Genomic DNA, 21,167 nt, shown 5'->3' on the forward strand with positions numbered 1-21,167 from the left:
CGATTCAGGGGCCGAAGCGGCGCAGCCCTTCGAGATCCTTGATCGTCAGGCCGCCGTACTCAACATGCAGCAGGCCTGCCTGTTCAAGCACCTTCAGGGCCTGGTTGACCCGCTGGCGCGACACGCCGGCGAGGTAGCCGATTTCTTCCTGTGAGATCTGCAGCTGGGCGCCAATGCCCGGATACAGCACCGTGTTGAAAAGCCCCGCCAGGCAGCGCGCAACCCGCGCATCCGGGTCGAGCAGGCGGTCGTTTTCAACCGTGGCGATGAACTGCCCGAGCCGCTCGTTGAGTTGCTGCAGCAGGAAGCGGTTGAACGGGATGCTGGTGTCGAGCAGCCACATGAAGGTGGCTTTGGGCATCAGCGCAATGTGCGAATCGCGCAAGGCGATCACATCGTATTTCCGCAGCTCGTTCTTCAGGATCGAACCTTCGCCGAACCAGCCGCCACGCGGCACGCCAGTGAAGGTGGTTGAACGGCCATCCGCCGAGAAGGTGTTGATCTTCACCAGGCCGTCGACGATACCCAGCCAGTGTTCGACCGGGTCCCCCTTGCGTACTACCGTCGCCCCGGCGGCGAAGAAACGCACCTGCACTTCGCGTTCGACGCGCATGCGCTGGATATCGGTCAGGTCGATCGTCCAGAGGCTGTCGCGCAGCAGGTCTGCAAGCGTGCTCATTTTGATTGTCCGTATGGTGACAGCACGCTGTAAGCGCGCTTGGCTATGGTGCAAGCGATCTTGGCAAAAGCGTGCTTGCGGCAGTGCACGATTGAGCCGACGACCGGGACACAGTACAAAGCGTTGTGCGCGGGGGTGACGCAGGGCCGCGGGGGATTCGGCCAAGTGTCAGCGCACGACACCGGAACGCACAGGCAAAGAACCTGGGCGCGAACAAAGGAGGATTCTGGCACAAGTCGCGGCCTCGCGATTCGCGCCAGACGGCGTACTGCGCCGACAAGACGAGGAGGGTGGGGAATGCCGGAATCCGGCTTGTCGCGCCACGCACCGGACGCTGCGCTGGATACCTTTCCACGCCTGCTCGCCCATCACGCCCAGGTCCGCGGCACCCGGCCTGCGGTGCGTGAGAAGGAATTCGGCATCTGGCAAACGTACACCTGGGCCGACGCTGCCGAACAGGTGCGGGCGATCGCCTGCGGGCTTGCCGAACTCGGCTTCCAGCGCGGTGATCGACTCGCCATCATTGGCGACAACCGGCCACGGCTGTACTGGTCGATCTGTGCGGCGCAGGCACTGGGCGGCATCCCGGTGCCGATGTACCAGGACGCGGTGGCGCAGGAGATGGCCTTCGTCATGGCCGACGCCGAGATCCGCTTCGCGATCGCGGAGGACCAGGAACAGGTCGACAAGCTGCTCGACGTGCGCAGCACCGTACCCGCGCTGGGGCACATCCTGTACGACGATTCGCGCGGCATGCGGCATTACGCTCAGGCGGGGCTGCTGTCGCTTGACGCGTTGCAGGCCAAGGGGCGCGAACGCCACCAGCGCGACCCGCACTTCTACGCCGCCGAAGTGGCGCAGGGTGCCGCCGACGACGTCGCGATCATGCTCTACACCTCTGGCACCACAGGTACGCCCAAGGGGGTGATGCTGTCGCACGCGAACCTGTTGCGAACCGCCAAGAACGCGGCGGATTTCGACGGACTGACCGATCAGGATGAGATCCTCTCCTACCTCCCGATGGCCTGGGTGGGCGACAACATCTTCTCATGCGCGCAGGCCTACGTCACCGGCTTCTGCATCAACTGTCCGGAATCGTCCGAAACGGTGATGACCGATCTGCGCGAGATCGGGCCCACCTACTACTTCGCGCCGCCGCGGGTGTTCGAGAACCTGCTCACCAGCGTGATGATCCGCATGGAAGATGCCGGGGCGATCAAGCGCGGGCTGTTCCACCATTTCATGGCGGTGGCAAAGCGGGTCGGCCCCCAGATACTGGATGACAAACCGGTCGGCCTGCTCGATCGCCTGCATTACGGCCTCGGCCAGTTGCTGGTGTACGGCCCGCTGCGCAACGTGCTCGGCTTCTCACGAGTGCGGGTGGGCTACACCGCGGGTGAGGCGATCGGGCCGGAAATCTTCAGCTTCTACCGCTCGCTCGGTATCAACCTCAAACAACTCTACGGCCAGACCGAGGGCTGCGTGTTCATCTGCATGCAGCCGCACAACGAGGTCTTTGCCGATACGGTGGGGCCGCCCGCGCCGGGGGTCGAGATCCGCATTGCCGACAACGGCGAGGTGCTCTACCGTGGCCCTGGTGTGTTCCAGGCCTACTTCAAGAACCCGGAATCCACCGCCAGCACCAAGACTGCAGACGGTTGGGTGCACACCGGCGATGCGGGCTACTTCGATGCGCGCGGCCACCTCAAGATCATCGATCGCGCCAAGGATGTCGGCCGCCTGACCGACGGCAACCTGTTCGCGCCGAAGTACATCGAGAACAAGCTCAAGTTCTTCCCCAACATCAAGGAAGCAGTGGCCTTCGGCGACGGCCGCGGGCAGGTGTGCGCCTTCATCAACATCGACATCAGCGCGGTCGGCAACTGGGCCGAGCGGCGCAACCTCGCCTACGCGGGCTACACCGATCTTGCCGGCCGACCCGAGGTGTATGCGCTGATCCGCGAATGCGTCGAACAGGTCAATGCCGATCTCGCCGCGGACGAGAAGATGGCCGCCTGCCAGATCCATCGCTTCCTGATCCTGCACAAGGAACTCGATGCCGACGACGGCGAGCTGACCCGCACCCGCAAGGTGCGCCGCCGCTTCATCGAGGAAAAGTACGGCACGCTGATTGCCGCGCTCTACGATGAAACGAAGACCAGTTGCTATATCGAAACCCAGGTGAAATACGAGGACGGTCGCAGCGGCATGATTGCAGCCGATCTGCGCATCGAAGCGGCGCGGGTGTTCCCGCTGGCTGCTGCGCAGCGGGCGGCATGACGATGAGGCTGAACGAGTTGCAGCAGGTGGGAGATGCCGTGGCGGAAACCGCAGGGCGCAAGATCGGCGATGTGATCCTGAGCCTGGAACACATCTCGCTCGCCTTCGGTGGCGTGAAGGCGCTCACCGATATCAGTTTCGACGTTCGCGAAGGCGAGATCCGCGCCATCATCGGCCCTAACGGCGCGGGCAAGAGTTCGATGCTCAACGTCATCAACGGCGTCTACCACCCGCAGGAAGGGCGCATCGTCTTTCATGGCAGGGAGCGCCGCGCGATGGAGCCGCACAAGGCGGCGCGCCAGGGCATCGCGCGCACCTTCCAGAACATCGCGCTGTTCAAGGGCATGTCGGTGCTCGACAACCTGATGACCGGCCGCGTCACCAAGATGCACCACGGCCTCTTTGCACACATGCTCGGTTTCGGGCCCGGCCGCCGCGAAGAGCTCGCACACCGCCAGAAGGTCGAGGAGGTGATCGACTTCCTCGAAATCCAGCACATCCGCAAGACGCCGGTCGGTCGCCTGCCCTACGGCTTGCAGAAACGCGTCGAGCTGGGTCGCGCCCTCGCGGCCGAGCCAAGCCTGCTGTTGCTCGACGAACCGATGGCGGGCATGAACGTCGAGGAGAAGGAGGACATGTGCCGTTTCATCCTCGATGTGAACGACCAGATGGGCACGACGATCGTGTTGATCGAGCACGACATGGGGGTGGTGATGGACATCTCGGATCGCGTCGTCGTGCTCGACTATGGCAAGAAGATCGGCGACGGCGTACCGGCCGAAGTGAAGGCTAATCCAGACGTAATCAAGGCCTACCTCGGCGCCGGGCACTGAAGGGAGCAAGGCATGCAATTCTTCTTTGAAGCGCTGATCGGCGGCCTGCTCTCGGGCGTGATGTACTCGCTCGTCGCCTTGGGCTTCGTGCTGATCTACAAGGCGTCCGGTGTGTTCAACTTCGCGCAGGGCGCGATGGTCTTCTTTGCGGCGCTGACGGTGGTCGGTTTTGTCGGCAAAGGGGTGCCGCTGCCGATCGCGATCGTGCTGGCCTTCGGCGCGATGGTGCTGCTGGGCTTGGCGACCGAGCGCTTCGTGCTGCGCAAGCTGGTGGGCCAGCCGCCGATCTCGCTCTTCATGGCCACGATCGGGCTGACCTTCTTCATCGAAGGGCTCGCACCAATGCTGTGGGGCGACGCGGTGCAGCCGATCGAACTGGGCATTCAGGACGAGCCGATCCCGTGGTTGCTGGAGCGCTTCGACATCGTCGTCAGCCGCTTCGATCTGGTGGCTTCCGGCATCGCGGCGGCGCTTGTTGTCGTGCTCGCGATCTTCTTCCAGAAAACCCGCATCGGCCGCGCGCTGCGTGCAGTGGCGGATGACCACCAGGCGGCCCTTTCGATCGGCATTCCGCTGGAACGCATCTGGGCCATCGTGTGGGCGGTTGCCGGCTTCGTCGCACTGGTGGCGGGTCTGCTGTGGGGCTCGCGCAATGGCGTGCAATTCGCGCTCACCTTCACCGCGCTGAAGGCGTTGCCGGTACTGGTGCTGGGGGGGTTCGACTCGGTTGCTGGCGCGATCGTCGGCGGGCTGATCATCGGTGCCTCCGAGAAGCTCGCCGAGATCTACTTGCCACCGCTGATGCAGGCTGGCTTCGGCGGCAATTTCGGCGGCATCGAGGGCTGGTTCCCTTACGTGCTGGCGCTGCTGTTCCTGCTGGTGCGACCGGAAGGTCTTTTCGGCGAACGCCACATAGACCGCGTTTGATTGGGAGATCCTGAATGCTCTACCGTGAAGCCGGTCAGTTCAAAGCCTCGTTCGCCGAGGACATGCAGATCTTCCCGATCCGGCAAGATCGCATTGCGATCGGGCTGCTGCTGGCATTCGCCTTCTTTGGCGTACCGCTGTTCGCCAGCGAGTACTGGTTCTCCGCGATCCTGATTCCGTTCCTGATCTTCGCGCTGGCTGCGCTGGGCCTCAACATCCTTACCGGCTATTGCGGCCAGCTTTCGCTGGGGACGGCGGCCTTCATGGCGGTCGGCGCCTACGCGGCATACAACTTCCAGTTGCGGGTGGAAGGTATCCCGATCCTCGTGTCCTTCGTGCTGGCCGGCTTCACTGCGGCGGCGGTGGGTGTGCTGTTCGGCCTGCCGAGCCTGCGCATCAAGGGCTTCTACCTCGCGGTAGCGACACTCGCTGCGCAGTTCTTCATCGTCTGGGTGCTGACGAAGTTCCCGTGGTTGTCGAACAACTCCTCGTCGGGCGTGATTTCGGCGCAAAAGATCCAGATTCTCGGCTTCAGCTTCGATACCCCTGTCTCGAAGTACCTGCTGGTGCTGGGCATCGTCGTCGTGATGGCCCTCGCGGCGAAGAACCTCGCCCGCAGTGGCACCGGGCGTGCGTGGATGGCGGTACGCGACATGGATGTGGCGGCACAGGTGATCGGCATTCCGCTGATGCACACCAAGCTCACGGCCTTCGCGGTCAGCTCGTTCTACTGCGGGGTCGCCGGCGCGCTGTATGCCTTCTGCTATCTCGGCTCGGTGGAGCCGGATGGTTTCAATCTGGATCTCTCCTTTCGCATTCTGTTCATGGTGATCATCGGCGGCGTCGGCACCGTGCTCGGTTCCTTCCTCGGGGCGGCCTTCATCCTGCTGTTGCCGATCTTCCTCGACAACACGCTGCTGCCGACCGCGCATGCGCTGGGCTTGCCGTTTTCGAACGCCACCGTGTCGCACATCCAGTTCATGGTGTTTGGTGCGCTGATCATGTTTTTCCTGATCGTCGAACCGCATGGTTTGGCGAGGCTTTGGCAGATCACGAAAGAGAAGTTGAGGCTTTGGCCATTTCCACATTGATCGGGGGATCGACGTGGCCATGGAAAACACAACGAGAAACACCCGGAGGAGACATCGCATGAAACGCATCGCACTCGCCGTCGCGGCTGCCGCGACCCTGGCACTGGGCAGCATCGGCACGGCTCACGCGCAGGCGAAGGAACAGTTCTTCCCGATCCTGTCATACCGCGTCGGGCCTTACGGCGCGAACGGCCAGTCCTTGTTCGGCGGCATGATCGACTACCTGCAGTACGTGAACATGAAGGGCGGTGTGAACGGGGTCATGATGACCTGGGAGGAATGCGAGACCGAGTACAACAACGCCAAGGGCGTCGAGTGCTACGAGCGGCTCAAGGGCAAGGCAGGTGCGAACTCGGCACCGGTGTTTCCGCTTTCCACTGGCATCTCCTACGCGCTGATCGACAAGTCCGCGGCGGACAAGATTCCGCTCGCGATGGTGGGCTACGGCCGCACCGATGCGGTCGATGGCTCGGTGTTCCCCTTCGCCTTCACGATGGTCGGCACCTACCAGATGCAGGCCACCGCGATCGTCAAATACCTGAAGGATCAGAACAAGGGCAGCCTTGCCGGCAAGAAGATCGCCTACATGTATCACGACTCCGCGTACGGCAAGGAGCCGATCGTCGCGCTCGAAGCCGAGGCGCGGGTGAACAAGTTCGAGCTGGTACAGATCCCGGTCGCGCATCCGGGCAACGAGCAGGGTGCACAGTGGTTGAAGGTGCGCCAGGAGCGGCCGGACTACGTGATCTTCTGGGGCTGGGGCGTGATGAACCAGACCGCGCTGAAGGCCGCGCAGAAGGTCGGCTTCCCGCGCGAGAAGATGATCGGTTCCTGGTGGGCGGGGTCGGAAGAAGACACCGTGCCGGCGGGTGATGCGGCGAAGGGCTACATGAGCGCGACCTGGAACGTCGCCGGCAAGGATGTGCCGCTGGTCGCCGACATCGAGAAGGTGGTGTACGGCGCCGGCAAGGGCAATCTGAGTGACAAGGGCAAGCTCGGCTCCGTCCTATACAACCGTGGCGTGTCGTACGGCATTCTCGCGGTCGAAGCGATCCGCAAGGCGCAGGAGAAGTACGGCAAGGGCAAGACCATGAGCGGCGAGCAGATCGCCTGGGCCATGGAGAACCTCGACCTCAACGACGCCAAGCTCAAGGCACTGGGCGCCACCGGCCTGCTGCCGCCGATCAAGACCTCGTGTGAGGACCATGAGGGCTCCGGCAAGATCAAGCTTCAGCAGTGGGACGGCACCAAGTGGGTGGTGAAGACGGACTGGATCGACGGTAACCGCCAGCTGGTGCACCCGCTGTTCAAGGCGAGCGCGGCGCAGTTCGCCAAGGACAAGGGCATCACGCCGCGCGACTGCAAGAAGGCGATGTAAGTCGCGCGCCGGCGGCGCACCAAAGCGCCGTCGGCTACCCGCCACCGTACCGGATCCGCCCATGTCGAACGCCCAGCCCGCACCTGCAACCGAGCGCTACCTCTCGGTCAACAACATCGAGGTCATCTACGACCATGTGATCCTGGTGCTCAAGGGGGTGTCACTCGAGGTGCCCAAGGGCCGCATCGTCGCGCTGCTGGGCGCCAACGGGGCCGGTAAGAGCACTACATTGAAGGCGATCTCGAACTTGCTCGGCGCCGAGCGGGGCGATGTCACCAAAGGCAGCATCGAGTTCGCCGGCACCCGTATCGACCGCCTCACGCCGGCCGAACTGGTGCGCCGCGGCGTGATCCAGGTGATGGAAGGGCGCCACTGTTTCGGCCACCTGACGATCGAAGAGAACCTGCTCACTGGCGCCTTCACGCGCAACGGCTCCCGCAAGCAATTGGCCGACAAGCTCGACAAGGTCTACACCTACTTTCCGCGTCTCAAGCAGCGGCGTACGTCGCAGGCGGGCTACACCTCGGGCGGCGAGCAGCAGATGTGCGCGATCGGCCGTGCGCTGATGGCCGAGCCCGAGATGATCCTGCTCGACGAGCCCTCGATGGGCCTCGCACCCCAGATCGTCGAAGAGATCTTCGAGATCGTGCGCGACCTCAACCAGAAAGAAGGCGTGAGCTTCCTGCTCGCCGAGCAGAACACGATGGTCGCGCTGCGCTACGCGCACTTCGGCTACATCCTCGAATCCGGCCGCGTTGTGATGGAAGGCGACGCCGAAACGCTGCGCAATAACGAGGATGTGAAGGAGTTCTACCTTGGGCTGTCGAGCACCGGCCGCAAGAGCTTCCGCGACGTCAAGCACTACCGCCGCAGGAAACGCTGGTTGTGAGGTACGGCCGCTTCGGCGACGTGCTGCGTTGAGGCGGTGCGGTGTCGCCCGCACCGTGCGTGATCAAGATCAGGGTGGCGTGAACTCGTAACAAGGGCTGCCGCCCCCGTTGGACCAGCCCTTCGCCCATTGATCCTTCGCGGCAGTAATGATCGCGAGCTGACTGTTCGTAAGCGTGCTCTCGTATGAACCGATCATGTCCGCCGCGAAATTGCTCGTCTCGCAGGGCGGCCGCAGGCGTGTCCGCTTGGTTGCCTTCGCACGCCGTAGCGGCTGCCCCGGCATGGTGTCGTAGATGTGGCCGCCGTACTCGATCCACATATGCTCCGGTGCGCCGTCGGTGGCGTACTGAAAGCCACCATAGATGGTGCATGCCAATGCCGTCGAAACGTCGGTCCGACACGCTTCGACAAGGCCCTGGATCTTCGCGTCGAGGTTGGTGTCAGCGACGAGCTTCCTGCGTTTGCGTGCTCTCGTGCCGTCGAGCGCGGCCAGCAAGGCTTCGCTGGACTTGTTGTCGTACAGCATGTTTACGTTGTGCGCCAGAACATCGCTGCGATATCCGTCAATTGCCCAGACGTGGCAGGAACACCCCTCAACGAATGACATCATCAATCTCCGGTCTATGAATTCGTCATGGCGAGACGCGAACGATAGGTGCATTGCGTTGTCGCGTCCACCGCGACCGGGCCCATCCAGGCAGTCACGCGTACCTGCTTCGGAACCGGGTCGTGGTGCGGCATGACCGGGTAACGCGGGCGTCACGAAAAACCCTATCGACGGTATGCCTTTCGGGTTGCGAGAACGTGACCAATACTGAAGCTCCAGGGTACCGAGAAAGGATGGAGTAATGCGCCATCCTGTACGCGTCGCTGAAGCGCTGGATGATGCGGTGCTTCTTGAAGAGTTGTGTGAGGTGGTGCCGGTCGGGATTGCGGTGCTGGATGCTGACCTGCGCTATCTGCGCGTCAATCGCGCGTTCTCGGCAACCACAGGCGCTGATCTCGCCGAGCATGTTGGTCGCAGTGTGCGCGAGTTGCTGCCAGAGGCAGCGGACGGCATCGAATGCGCGATGCGCCAGGTGCTCGCCAGCGGTGAGGCCGTGCTCGACGAGCCGCTCTTCGCGGCGCCGGGCGAGCCGCGTAGCTGGCTTGCCTCCTATCATCCGCGCCGCAGTGAGCATGGTGATGTCGTCGGCATTCTTGCCGTGACGCGGGACGTCACCGCTCAACGCGATGCGCTGCAGGAGAGCGAAGCGCGCTTCCGCCAGGCGGTTGAGTCGGCACCCGATGGACTCACGATGGTGGACGCGGTGGGCCTCATGCAGCTGGTGAACAGCAAGATGGAGGTGCTGTTCGGCTACACCCGCGCCGAGTTGCTGGGGCAACCGATCGACATGCTGATGCCGGAGCGATCGCGCGCCCATCACCCGACGCTGATGCGCGGCTTCTTTGCCAACCCCAGCGTGCGCGACATGGCGAACCGTCGCGAACTCTACGCACGGCGCAAGGATGGCAGCGAGTTTCCGGTCGAGATCGGCCTCAACCCGATCCCAGCCAGCAATGGCCAGCTGGTGCTCGCTTCGATCGCGGACGTCACCGCACGCAAGGCTGCGCAGGCGCAGATCGAACGCGCGCTGGCGGAGAAGACCGCCTTGCTGGACGAGGTACACCACAGGGTCAAGAACAACCTGCAGGTGGTGTCGAGCCTACTCAACCTGCAAACCCGAAGCGCCACCCCGGAGGCGCAGGCCTTGCTCGCAGAGAGTCAGCGGCGCGTCCGCGCGATGGCGCTGATTCATCAGCTGCTCTACGAGCGGCGGGATTTCAGCGAGGTCGATCTCGGGACCTATCTTGAGCGGCTCGTGGCCTTGTTGCGTGACTCGATGGCACGTGGTCGCGCGGGGCTGCGTCTGCGGCTCGAATGCAGTGCGCGTGTGGTGCTTGATCTGCAGCGCGCGGTGCCGTGCGGGCTGGTGGTCAACGAGCTGGTCACCAACGCGATCAAGCATGCCTTTCCGGATGGTCGCAGCGGTGAGGTGCTGATCGCGTTGCAGCGCGATGCCGACGGCGCCGGCCGGATCATCGTCGCCGACGATGGCGTGGGCCTGCCGCCAGCGGTGCAGCCGGGTGAAGTGGTCACGATCGGTTTCCAGTTGCTGCCGTTGCTGGTCGACCAGCTACAGGGTCACTTCATTCTCCACCGCGACACCGGGACGCGCTTTGAGATCGTATTCCCGGCCGACAAGGAGGCAACATGAAGGGTATCCGCGTGCAGATCGTCGAGGACGAGCGAATCGTTGCGCTCGACCTCAAGCACAGCCTTGAAGCCTTGGGTTGCGAGGTCACCGGTATCGCCGCGCGCGGCGACGACGCGGTTGGGCAGGCCGAACGCCATCACCCCGACCTGGTCTTGATGGACATCCATCTCGACGGTGCGATGGATGGCACCGAGGCGGCGCGCCAGATCCATGAAAGCCTGCGCATCCCGGTCGTCTTCCTCACTGCATACGCGGAGGATGAGACGCTGACTCGCGCGGCTGCCAGCGTGCCCTACGGCTACCTCCTGAAACCCTACGAATTGCGCGAGCTGCGCGCCACCGTGCGCATGGCAGTGAACCGCCGCAATGCCGAGCTTGCGACCGAACGTGCGGAAGAGCGCTTGCGCATGGCGGTCGACGCCGCCGAGCTGGGCGTGTGGGAGTGGGATGCCGCGGGGGATTGCATGCAGGTCGGCGGCCATTTCAAGCGGATCCTCGGAAATGAGCCGCGCGCCTTCAGCGAGGGGCATGCCGCGTTTCTTGAACAGGTGCATGAAGACGACCGCGCGGCGCTGATGTCCGCGTTTGAATCAGAGGATGGTATCCATGCCACCGTTCGAATGCGGCGCGAGGACGGCATCTTCATCTGGGTCGAAGTGCATGCGAAGAGCTTCCGTACGATGCCGGACGATGGCTGCCGTCTCGTCGGCGTGTTGTGCGATGTCACGGAACGGCGCGAGATGGAGGAGAAGCTGCGCCAGGCCAGCGTCGTGTTTCGCACGACAGCGGAAGGCATCGCGATCATGGATGCGACGCGCAGCATCATCTCGGTGAATCCCGCTTTCTGCTCGCTGACTGGTTACACCGCGCCCGAGGTGATTGGCCGTAACCCGGACGAGTTCCTGCATGCGCGCCGTCACAGCGATTCCTTCTACGCGCGGCTTGAGGCCTCGGAGCAGGGTTACTGGAACGGTGAGATCAATTGCCGCCAGAAGGGCGGCGCGATGTTTCCGGCCTGGGAGCATGTCTGTGCCGTGCGCGACGAAGCCGGTACTGCGCTGCAGTTCGTGCTCGCGTTCTCCGACATCAGCGCGATCCGCGAAGCGGAAGCCCAGCTCAATCACCTTGCTTACCACGATGCCCTGACGGGGCTTGGCAACCGCCATTTGCTCGGCGAGTGTCTGGAAACCGAAATCGACCGCGCACGCCGCAGCGGCATGCCCCTGGTGCTGCTGTTCATTGATCTGGATGGCTTCAAGACGATCAACGACACGCTGGGCCATGCGATCGGCGATGCGCTGCTCAAGGAGATCGCAATGCGGCTGCGCGGCGCCACCCGGCGCAGCGATACCGCGGTGCGCCTCGGTGGCGACGAGTTCTTCATCATCGCGCCCGACATCGCCCGCGTGGAAGACGCCGCCGCGCTCGCCGAAAAGCTGCTGCAGGCGATCGCCACGCCGATCGACGTGGCGGGCGAGCAGCTCGTCGTTTCCGGTTCGATCGGCATCGCGATCTATCCGGCCAATGGTGATGACGCCGACTTCCTGATCCGCGCGGCGGACAGCGCGATGTACGACGCCAAGGCGCGCGGCCGCAACCGCTACTGCTTCTACGCACCGGATATGGCAGAGCGGGCGCTGGAGCGGATGACGATCGAGCAGGGCTTGCGCCGTGCGCTGGAGCGGCAACATTTCGAAGTGCACTACCAGCCGGTGGTGGCGCTCGATGATCGCCGCGTGATCGGCTTCGAGGCACTGGTGCGTTGGCGGCATCCCGAGCGTGGTCTGATCGGGCCCGACCGATTCATCCCGGTCGCCGAGGAATGCGGCCTGATCGAACCGATTGGCCGCTGGGTACTTCGGACTGCTTGCGAGCAGGGGGCGAAGTGGCTCGCGGAAGGCCACGCCCCGAGCCAGATTGCGGTCAACGTTTCGGTGCGTCAGTTTGGCGCCGAGGACTTCGTCTATACCGTCCGCAGTGTGTTGGCCGAAACCGGTTTTCCGGCCGCGCAGCTCGAACTCGAGATCACCGAGAGCGTGCTGCAGGAGATCGAGCACAGCCAGCATGTCATCGAGGCACTCAAGACGCTCGGCATCCGTATTGCGATCGATGACTTTGGCACCGGTTTCTCGTCGCTGTCCTTGCTCAAGCATCTGCCGATCGATCGCCTGAAGATTGATCGTTCCTTCGTGCGCGATCTGCCGCACGACGCGAACGACGCGGCCATCACGCGCGCGATCATCGGCCTGAGCCACACGCTCGAACTTGAGATGACCGCCGAAGGCATCGAAACCGAAGCCCAGCTCGAATTCCTCCGTGAGCTGGGCTGCCAGTGCGGCCAGGGCTACCTCTTCGCGCGGCCGGCGCTGGCCACTGCGCTATTCGTCGACGGGCAATCCAAGGACCTCAACTAGCGATTTCACCGCGCCTGTGTCATCGCGCCTCAAGTTCGCGGCGGGCGGGCCGTTGGTGCGAGCATTGAGGTCGTACCCCTTGCCCATGATCCGCACGCCCGCCACGCAGGTAATGATTGCCCGGAGTCGCCGCGCGCGGCTGCGGCAGTGTGCGTACGCGGCTCGCTGGTTGGCGATCGTGGCTGCGCTGGCGTTCATGGGCCCGGCTCACGCCAGCGAGCCGGATTGGCAGCTCAACGGCTTCGCCAGCCTTGGGGTGGCGCGGTCCAGTTTTGACGACGCGGCCTACCGATACCAGCCAACCGCCGATGCGGCGATCGGCAACGATCCCTCTCCGCGTATCGACACCCTCGCGGGCCTGCAGCTGCGCTACCAACCGACGGATTCGCTGAACTTCACGGCGCAACTGCTGGCGCGTGACCCGCCGGTCAGCGGCTCACCGGTCGTCCTCAACTGGGCTTACCTCGGCTGGCAGATGGCCGACCGCACCGAGCTGAAGCTCGGGCGAATCCAGCTGCCATTCTTCATGTACTCCGACACCCGCAACGTTCGTTACGCGCAGCCATGGGTGCGCCCGCCAGGTGAGCTCTACGGTCTGGTCGGCAACAGCGAGCATCACGACGGCGCCTACCTGCGTAACCTTCAGGCGCTCGGCAGCTGGAGCATGGTGACCGAGTTGTTTGTCGGCTACGGCGCCAATCAGAACCGCAACTCGTCGCCATCCGGTACCTACTACGGCATTGCGCTGACCGGCTACGACGCGCACTGGACCTTGCGTGCCATGTGGCTCAACGGCAACACGCACATGGAATCGCCAGCGCTCGCGGCGGTACTGGCCACCCTGCAGCAGCGTGCCCCGGACGTCGCCGCCGACTACGCCTACGAAACCTTGAAGAACGCGGGCTACCACACGATCGGGCTGCGCTATGAGGACGAGCGCTGGCTGCTGCTTGGCGAAATCGCCGGTACGCGAACCGGCAATACGCGAATCCTCGCCGACGACGTGGCCGCCTACCTCACTGCCGGTTGCCGCTTCGGCGCCTGGCAGCCTTACCTGAGCTACGCCGCACGGCGCAGCGCCGGTGTCGATGCCGACCCGCGCATCGTCGATCCGATCGCTGCGCGCACCGTCGGTGCGGTGCTGGCGGCGCAGAACTACTCGCAGGACACGGCCAGCCTCGGGCTGCGTTGGGACCTTGCGCTGAACCTCGCCCTCAAGGCGCAGTTTGATCGCGTCATGCCGCGTGACGGCGCGCGCGGCACGTTCACCCAGCCGCTGCCTGCCGGGCGGCAGCACAGTGACGTGATCAGCTTCGCCGTGAATCTGATCTTCTGATCATGCGGCGCGCCCTAGTCCTTCTCCCCCTGCTGGCCTTCGCGCTGGGCATGCCTGCGCAGCTACGCGCCGCCGAGCCTGGCGAAGCCGTCGTGGTGGTCGCCGGACACGCCAGCGCCATCACCGGTCTGACCCGCGATGAAGTCACCCGGCTCTATCTGGGCGAGCGACTCGATGGCGGCAAGGCGCCCTTGAAGGCGCTTGAACTCGATATCCCGCCGTGGACGCGCGAAGCCTTCTACGCGCGACTGTTGGGGCGTTCGCCGGTGCAGATGCGGGCGCTGTGGGCACGCTTGGTGTTCAGTGGCAAGGGCCGGCCGCCTCGCATCGTGGCCGATGTCGATGCGGCCATGCGCGAGTTGGAGAGCGATCCGAACACCGTCGTCTTCATGCCCGCCGAAAGTGCCGTGATGGCCCGGCTCAAGCCGTTGTTCGCGTTCTGAGCCGCTGCTTACGTATCCAGCCTGTCAGCAAGGGTTGCCAAAGATGTCGGCGCGGCCGCACGCGCTGGCTGCGGTTCACCCGTGTGCGCGGCGCGTGCCGAGCGGCAGCGGCGGGCGGGCCGCCCGGTGGCGGCGAGCCTGCGGCAAGACACACCTGCACACATCCTGTCGCTCACGGGTCACAGGTGCTTGCTGCCTAGACTCTGCGCACGGCATGTGCCGTGTTCCGGAGTCCAATCGTGATGACTCGAAATCGCAACTGGCTGCAAGGCGGGATCCTCGTCGCGCTGATCGCAGGCGCCACCCCGGCGTTCGCGGCGCGCGATGCCTCGCAAGCATCGGCGCAATCCTCCGCGGCGGTCTCTTCGGCCGTTGGCGCGGTGGTGGGCGGCAGCGCCGAGGCGTTGTCGGCAGGCGGTGAGTTGTCGGTGGTGGCGATCGAGCGTGGCAGCGAGGCGACGGTGCTGGTGCTCAAGCAACTGGGCAGCGGCGTGGAGGTCTCGGTCAAGCTCGCCGGGCAGGCGGCCGGTGGGTTGTCGGTCGCCGTGGGCACCACCGTGCAGGTGATGACCGAAGCGGCCGGCTATGTGCTGACCTCCGCGGGCAAGGCGATCGCCTTTGTGCCGAATGAAGTGGGCAACAGCCTGTTGCACCACACCCGCCTGACCGAGGCCGCAAAATGAAGCGACTGCGCGCGTGGCTGCTTCTGCTGCCGCTGCTGGCGGCGCCCAGCGTGCAGGCGGGCCAGGCTTGCACCGAACATTCGCTCGAGCCTGAGAGCCTGCGCAAGGCCTTCGGGCTGGCCCTCAAGACGCGTGAGGCGCTGGACCAGAGTGGCGCGGAAGTGGTGCTGCTGGCGCGGGTGGGGCAGGACTTGTCGAAGTGGGGGCTGCGCTACACACACCTTGGCTACGTCTGGCGCGATTCACCCGACGGCCGCTGGACCGTGCTGCACGAACTCAATCAGTGCGGCAGCGCGAGTTCAGCACTGTATGCCGAGGGCCTGGCGAACTTCTACGCTGACGACCTGTTCCGCTGGGAGGGCCTGATCCTGGTACCGCCGCCGGAGCTACAGCAGCGCCTTGCCGCCGCCTTCCGCAGCGGGGCGTACATGACGATGCACGACGCGCGCTACAACATGCTCGCCTATCCCTTCGACGCGCACTACCAGAACTCCAACCAGTGGGCGATCGAAGTGCTGGCGGACGCCGAGGGCGGGCCGTTTACCGGCCGCCCGGAGGCGCAGCGCTGGTTGCGGCAGGCCGGCTATCAGCCGACCACGCTGAAGATCGACGCTGCCACCCGCCTGGGCGCGCGCATGTTCCGCGCCAACGTGGCATTCGATGACCAACCCTTTGACCGCCGTATGGCGGGCCAGATCGATACGGTGACGGTGGAGTCGGTCTACACCTGGCTGGCGCGCTACACGCCGGCGGCCCGGCGCACGCTGGTGCGCCTGTAGCGCAAGCGGGCGGGGCGGTGGCGGCGATCCGCTAGAATCGGGCGGATGACTCACGCTGCAAAACCGCTGCCGCCCCGCCGCCTCTCCGTCGCGCCGATGCTCGACTGGACCGATCGGCACTGCCGCTACTTCCACCGCCTGCTGGCGCCGCACGCCTGGCTGTACACCGAGATGGTGACGACCGGCGCGCTGCAGTATGGCGATGTCGAACGCCATCTGCGCTTTCATGGCGAGGAGCACCCGGTTGCGCTGCAACTGGGCGGCTCCGACCCGGCCGCGCTGGCACATGCCGCGAAACTCGGCGAGGCGTGGGGCTACGACGAGATCAACCTGAACTGCGGCTGCCCCTCGGAACGGGTGCAGAACGGTGCTTTCGGCGCCTGCCTGATGGCCGAACCCGCGCTGGTGCGCGATGGCTGCCGCGCGATGCGCGACGTCGTGTCGATCCCGGTCACGGTAAAGCATCGCATCGGCATCGACCGGATCGAGGACTACAGCTTTGTGCGCGACTTCGTCGGCACGGTCGCCGAGGCAGGTGTCACCACCTTCATCGTGCATGCCCGCAATGCGTGGCTCAAAGGCTTGTCACCGAAGGAAAACCGCGAGATTCCGCCGCTGCGCTACGAGTTTGCACATCGCCTGAAGCAGGAATTCCCGCAGTTCGAGATCCTCGTGAACGGTGGGCTCGCCAGCACCGAGCAGATCGAAGTCCAGCTCGAGCATGTCGATGGCGTGATGATCGGGCGCGAGGCCTACCAGAACCCCTGGGCGCTCACAGAATGGGAGCGCGCCCTGTTTGCGCCGGAATGGGCGCCGTCGCGGGAACATGTGATCGCCGCGCTGGTCAGCTACTGCGAGCGCGAGAAGGCGCAGGGGACCACGGTGCGTGCGATCGTGCGCCATGTGCTGGGGCTGGCGAACGGCTTGCCCGGTGCGCGCGGCTTTCGCCGGCTGCTGTCCGACCCGCAGCGCCTGCGCGCCGACGACCCGCAGCTGCTGTGGGAAGCGTGGGCCTGTGTCAGCACAAGCCCGACCGATGCGACAACCGACTGACGAGATCCACCCATGGCCCATGCTGAAAGAGTGATCCTCATTACCGGCGCCGCGCGCCGCGTGGGGGCCTGCATCGCGGCCACCCTGCATGCCGCCGGCTGCAGCATTGCAATCCACTGCCGCGGATCCCGCAGCGAGGCCGATGCACTGGCCGCTTCGCTCGAAGCGGCGCGGCCGGGCACGACGCTGGTGCTGCAGGCTGATCTGCTCGACCTCGATGCGCTGCCCGGCCTTGTTTCAGGCGTCACGACGCGTTTCGGGCGACTCGATGGTCTGGTGAACAACGCGTCCAGCTTCTTCCCCACGCCCGTTGGCACCCTGACTGCCGCACAGTGGGAAGACCTGTCCGGTTCCAACCTGCGCGCGCCCTTGTTCCTGTCACAGGCGGCGGCGCCCGCCTTGCGCGAGGCCGGTGGCGCGATCGTGAACATTGTCGATATCCATGCCGAGCGGCCGCTCGCCGGCTACCCGGCCTACTCGGCTGCCAAGGCGGGTCTGCTGGGTCTCACGCGGGCACTGGCGATCGAGCTGGCGCCGCGGGTGCGGGTCAATGGCGTGTCGCCGGGTGCGATCGAGTGGCCGGAGGATGGCCAGTTCCCACCCGACGAGCGTGAGGCGATCGTTCGGCACACCCTGCTGCAGCGCGTGGGGTCGCCGCAGGATATCGCCGGCGCGGTGCGCTTTCTGATGCTCGACGCACCGTACGTCACCGGCCAGATTCTTGCCGTCGACGGCGGTCGTTCCGCCCGGCTCTGAACGTCGTAATCGCCAAATTAGGTAGGGAAGCTGGGGTCGGCGGGGCCCCTTCAACGCTGCGAACGGGACGATTTCCCATGCCATGCGATTGAAGACCGGCTCAAAGCACCGCTCTTCCATTTCAAGCCATCGCGATGGAGCCAATTAAGTATTGATTTATCAATGGCTTGGTCGGTTTTTGCCGTGCGATGTATCGACGCCCATATTGCGCTGCAATGGGCGCTCCGAAAGCCCCGGGCCCCCAGCTATAATCACGCGTTACCCTGACCCCCCGCAGAACGCCCGTGGACGCCATCTCCGCCTTGCCCGAGCAAGGTGAAACTTACGTTTCGAATACTTTCCTGCGCCTCAAGAAGCATCTGGAGCGCCAGGTCGGCCGCGCCATCGGCGACTTCAACATGATCGAGGATGGCGATGTCGTGATGGTCTGCTGCTCAGGCGGCAAGGATTCCTACTCGCTGCTGTCGCTGCTGCTGTCGTTGCGCGAGCGCGCACCGATCAACTTCCGCATCATCGCGATGAACCTCGACCAGAAGCAGCCAGGTTTCCCGGCCGAGGTGCTGCCGGCGTATTTCGAGAAGCTGGGCATCGAGTACCGCATCATCACGGAAGACACCTACTCGATCGTCAAGGACAAGATTCCCGAGGGCAAGACCACCTGCTCGCTGTGCTCGCGGCTGCGCCGCGGCATCATCTACCGCGTCGCGCGCGAACTGGGTGCGACCAAGATCGCGCTGGGCCACCACCGCGATGACATGCTCGAAACGCTGTTCCTGAACATGTTCTTCGGCGGCCGCATCAAGTCGATGCCGCCCAAGCTAACCAGTGACGATGGCCAGCACATCGTGATCCGCCCGCTCGCGTACTGCAACGAACGCGACCTGTCGCGCTTCGCGCGTGCGATGGAGTTTCCGATCATTCCTTGCAACCTGTGTGGTTCGCAGGAGAACCTGCAGCGCAAGCATGTCAAGGCTATGCTGCAGGAGTGGGAGCAGCGTTATCCGGGGCGCATCCAGTCGCTCACGACAGCGCTCGCCAACGTGGTGCCGTCACACCTGCAGGATCAGCGGCTGTTCGACTTCAAGGGCCTGCAGAAGGGTCAGCCGCTTGCAGAGGGTGACGTTGCCTTTGATGCCCCTGATTTGCCGCAACAGGAAGCTGCAGTGGGTATTGCGAGCATCGTTCGTGTTGACCGTGACGCGGTGGCTGGCGCAGAAGAGGCTTCAGGCTCTATGCTCGTGAGCCGTAAATGTTGATTCCGAATGCATCCGTTTTCCGCGGGACGTGACCAGATGTCGAACCGGACCGATTTCAATTGCGTGCTGTTTGCCGAAATCCTCGGCAATCAGAAGCTTGCCGACAAGCTCGGGCAGGCAGAGGCCCAGCGCGCGCTCGACCGGGGCCGCAACCGCATCATGCGCTCGGTGGATGCCCACCATGGCAAGGCGCTGCTCGATCGTGCGCATCGCCTGATTGCGGTGTTCAAGAAGGCTGACGATGCGGTGCAGGCTGCGGCCGACATGCAGGAAAAGGTGCGTCGCCTGCCGCCGGTTTCCGGCATCAACCTAGGCCTCAAGATCGGGCTGCACTGCGGTGAGCTGCGTGCCGGTGACGAGCCGGCCGGCTCCGCCGTCGATCTGGCAGGCCGCCTTGCCGATGCCGCCCAGCCGGGTCAGGTCCTGCTGACGGGCGAACTTGCGCTGCATCTCACCGAAGGCGTGCGTCCGCTCGCGTCGGCTGTCCTTGATCGTGGCTTCCGCCACGAAGGCGTTGAGGTCCCGCTGTTCGAACTCTTCATGCAGGATGGCCCCGAGTCCGCCATGACGGCGACCGGCCCGCACAGCGAACCGGGCCTGTCGCGCACACGGCTGGTGCTGCGTCACCGCGGTGTCGCACACATCGTCACTGAGGCGCGTCCGATCCTGTTGATGGGGCGTGAAGAAGGCAATGACATCGTCGTGCTTGACCGCCGCGCGTCGCGTCACCATGCCCGCATCGAATGGCGCAGTGGCCGCTTCTTCCTGATCGACCAAAGCTCGAACGGCACCTTCGTGGCGCCGGACGACGAGGCTGAGATCATGCTCAAGCGCGAGGAGTGCGCGCTGCCGGCAACCGGCAAGGTTGGCTGTGGTTTCTCCTGCGAGGAAGACAGTCAGGGTGAACTGGTGGCCTTCGAAGTGCGCGAAGGCTGACGCTGACGCCGCCGGAACGAAAAAGGGCCGCAACGCGGCCCTTTTCTTTTGCTGCAGGCCGTTCAGGCGCTGCGGATGGCGCGGCTGTGCGAGCGCACGGTTTCCACCAGGGCAGTCACATTGTCCGGGTTGGTGAACTGCGAAATGCCGTGCCCCAGGTTGAAGACATGACCCGGGTGGTTGCCGAAGGCGTCGAGTACGCGGCGCGCTTCGGCCGACACTGATTCCGGCGAGCCAAACAGCGCAGACGGATCGAGGTTGCCCTGCAGCGCCACCTTGTCACCAACGCGTGCGCGCGCCTGCGCGATGTCGGTCGTCCAGTCCAGTCCGACCGCATCGCAGCCAATCGCGGCGATGTCTTCCAGCCACTGGCCACCGCCCTTGGTGAATACGATCACCGGCACGCGTTCGCCGTCGTGCTCGCGCTTGAGGCCGGCGATGACGCGTTGCATGTAGGCGAGCGAGAATTCGCGGTAGGCATGCGGCGTGAGCGTGCCACCCCAGGTGTCGAAGATCTGCACGGCCTGGGCGCCGGCTTCGATCTGCGCGTTGAGGTACTGCGTCACCGCATCGGCGGTCACGCCGAGGATGTGGTGCAGCAGATCGGGGCGTGCGTACAGCATGCCCTTCAGATGACGGTAGTCGCTCGATCCGCTGCCTTCGACCATATAGCAGGCCAGCGTGAAAGGGCTGCCCGAAAAACCGATCAGCGGTACCGAGTTGTCGAGCGCGCGGCGGATCTCGGCGACGGCGTCGATCACATAGCGCAGCTTGTCGTGCGGATCCGGCACCGTGAGGTCACGGATCGCCCATTCCTCGCGCAGCGGGCGCTCGAAACGCGGGCCTTCGCCTTCGGCAAAGTACAGGCCCAACCCCATCGCGTCGGGCACGGTGAGGATGTCGGAGAACAGGATCGCGGCGTCGAGCGTGAAGCGGGTCAGCGGCTGCAGCGTGACTTCGCAGGCGAGCTGCGGGCTCTTGCACAGCGCAAGGAAGTTACCGGCGCGGCGACGAGTCTCACAGTATTCCGGCAGGTAGCGCCCGGCTTGCCGCATCAGCCAGGTCGGCGTGTAGTCCGTGGGCTGGCGCAGCAAAGCGCGCAGAAAAGTATCGTTGCGGGGACGGGACATGGCGCGACCTAGGATGGAAAGACCGCGATTTTAGCGCGAGCACC

Annotated in this window: 19 protein-coding genes; 16 read left to right on the plus strand and 3 right to left on the minus strand. The window is 64.6% G+C overall.

Annotated features, from left to right (window positions below; translation table 11 throughout):
* Window positions 1-4: 4 nt before the first annotated feature.
* The gene (locus HH302_RS11560) at window positions 5-679 is read right to left on the minus strand and encodes a Crp/Fnr family transcriptional regulator (RefSeq protein WP_172202320.1); all 675 of its coding nucleotides are present in this window, start codon (window positions 677-679) and stop codon (window positions 5-7) included.
* Between the two features lie 297 nt (window positions 680-976).
* Between HH302_RS11560 and HH302_RS11565 the strand changes: the two genes are divergently transcribed.
* From HH302_RS11565 to HH302_RS11590, 6 genes are all read left to right on the plus strand, one after another.
* Window positions 977-2,959 (plus strand): AMP-binding protein, encoded by a 1,983-nt coding sequence (locus tag HH302_RS11565; protein ID WP_172202321.1) that lies wholly within the window; start codon window positions 977-979, stop codon window positions 2,957-2,959.
* Entirely contained in the window at window positions 2,956-3,792 is an 837-nt protein-coding gene (locus HH302_RS11570) for an ABC transporter ATP-binding protein (protein ID WP_371814710.1), read from the plus strand. Before HH302_RS11565 ends, HH302_RS11570 begins: the two co-directional genes overlap by 4 nt.
* A 12-nt stretch (window positions 3,793-3,804) precedes the next feature.
* Complete coding sequence (locus HH302_RS11575; RefSeq protein ID WP_172202322.1) at window positions 3,805-4,719, plus strand: branched-chain amino acid ABC transporter permease; 915 nt, start codon at window positions 3,805-3,807, stop codon at window positions 4,717-4,719.
* Between the two features lie 14 nt (window positions 4,720-4,733).
* Entirely contained in the window at window positions 4,734-5,810 is a 1,077-nt protein-coding gene (locus HH302_RS11580) for a branched-chain amino acid ABC transporter permease (RefSeq protein WP_172202323.1), read from the plus strand.
* A gap of 58 nt (window positions 5,811-5,868) precedes the next feature.
* On the plus strand, window positions 5,869-7,188 hold the full coding sequence (locus HH302_RS11585; RefSeq protein ID WP_172202324.1) for an ABC transporter substrate-binding protein: 1,320 nt from the start codon (window positions 5,869-5,871) through the stop codon (window positions 7,186-7,188).
* A 61-nt stretch (window positions 7,189-7,249) separates the two neighbouring features.
* Window positions 7,250-8,077, plus strand: coding sequence for an ABC transporter ATP-binding protein (locus HH302_RS11590; RefSeq protein ID WP_172202325.1), 828 nt, complete (start codon window positions 7,250-7,252; stop codon window positions 8,075-8,077).
* Between the two features lie 69 nt (window positions 8,078-8,146).
* Here the strand turns inward: HH302_RS11590 and HH302_RS11595 are convergent, their stop codons facing one another.
* Window positions 8,147-8,689, minus strand: coding sequence for a hypothetical protein (locus HH302_RS11595; protein WP_172202326.1), 543 nt, complete (start codon window positions 8,687-8,689; stop codon window positions 8,147-8,149).
* Between the two features lie 238 nt (window positions 8,690-8,927).
* Between HH302_RS11595 and HH302_RS11600 the strand changes: the two genes are divergently transcribed.
* The 10 genes from HH302_RS11600 to HH302_RS11645 all read left to right on the plus strand — a co-directional run bounded on the left by HH302_RS11600 (window position 8,928) and on the right by HH302_RS11645 (window position 19,993).
* Complete coding sequence (locus tag HH302_RS11600) at window positions 8,928-10,337, plus strand: sensor histidine kinase (protein WP_172202327.1); 1,410 nt, start codon at window positions 8,928-8,930, stop codon at window positions 10,335-10,337.
* A complete protein-coding gene (locus HH302_RS11605) occupies window positions 10,334-12,751 on the plus strand; it encodes an EAL domain-containing protein (RefSeq protein ID WP_172202328.1) in 2,418 nt (805 codons plus the stop codon). The genes HH302_RS11600 and HH302_RS11605 overlap by 4 nt, the downstream gene beginning before the upstream one ends.
* A gap of 178 nt (window positions 12,752-12,929) precedes the next feature.
* Window positions 12,930-14,087, plus strand: coding sequence for a hypothetical protein (locus tag HH302_RS11610; protein WP_172202329.1), 1,158 nt, complete (start codon window positions 12,930-12,932; stop codon window positions 14,085-14,087).
* 2 nt (window positions 14,088-14,089) lie between these two features.
* Window positions 14,090-14,530, plus strand: coding sequence for a hypothetical protein (locus tag HH302_RS11615; protein WP_172202330.1), 441 nt, complete (start codon window positions 14,090-14,092; stop codon window positions 14,528-14,530).
* A 242-nt stretch (window positions 14,531-14,772) separates the two neighbouring features.
* A complete protein-coding gene (locus HH302_RS11620) occupies window positions 14,773-15,213 on the plus strand; it encodes a hypothetical protein (protein ID WP_172202331.1) in 441 nt (146 codons plus the stop codon).
* A complete protein-coding gene (locus HH302_RS11625) occupies window positions 15,210-15,992 on the plus strand; it encodes a DUF2145 domain-containing protein (protein ID WP_172202332.1) in 783 nt (260 codons plus the stop codon). Before HH302_RS11620 ends, HH302_RS11625 begins: the two co-directional genes overlap by 4 nt.
* A 45-nt stretch (window positions 15,993-16,037) precedes the next feature.
* Window positions 16,038-17,045, plus strand: a complete 1,008-nt coding sequence (gene dusA / locus HH302_RS11630) for a tRNA dihydrouridine(20/20a) synthase DusA (RefSeq protein WP_172202333.1) — start codon at window positions 16,038-16,040, stop codon at window positions 17,043-17,045.
* Window positions 17,046-17,057: 12 nt separating this feature from the next.
* A complete protein-coding gene (locus HH302_RS11635; RefSeq protein WP_172202334.1) occupies window positions 17,058-17,801 on the plus strand; it encodes a pteridine reductase in 744 nt (247 codons plus the stop codon).
* A gap of 284 nt (window positions 17,802-18,085) precedes the next feature.
* On the plus strand, window positions 18,086-19,057 hold the full coding sequence (gene ttcA / locus HH302_RS11640; RefSeq protein WP_371814711.1) for a tRNA 2-thiocytidine(32) synthetase TtcA: 972 nt from the start codon (window positions 18,086-18,088) through the stop codon (window positions 19,055-19,057).
* Between the two features lie 36 nt (window positions 19,058-19,093).
* The gene (locus HH302_RS11645; protein ID WP_172202335.1) at window positions 19,094-19,993 is read left to right on the plus strand and encodes an FHA domain-containing protein; all 900 of its coding nucleotides are present in this window, start codon (window positions 19,094-19,096) and stop codon (window positions 19,991-19,993) included.
* A gap of 62 nt (window positions 19,994-20,055) precedes the next feature.
* Here the strand turns inward: HH302_RS11645 and hemE are convergent, their stop codons facing one another.
* The gene (gene hemE / locus HH302_RS11650; protein WP_172202336.1) at window positions 20,056-21,123 is read right to left on the minus strand and encodes a uroporphyrinogen decarboxylase; all 1,068 of its coding nucleotides are present in this window, start codon (window positions 21,121-21,123) and stop codon (window positions 20,056-20,058) included.
* Window positions 21,124-21,167 lie beyond the last annotated feature (44 nt).

The sequence above is a fragment of the Niveibacterium sp. COAC-50 genome, assembly GCF_013184235.1.
GTDB lineage: Bacteria > Pseudomonadota > Gammaproteobacteria > Burkholderiales > Rhodocyclaceae > Niveibacterium > Niveibacterium microcysteis.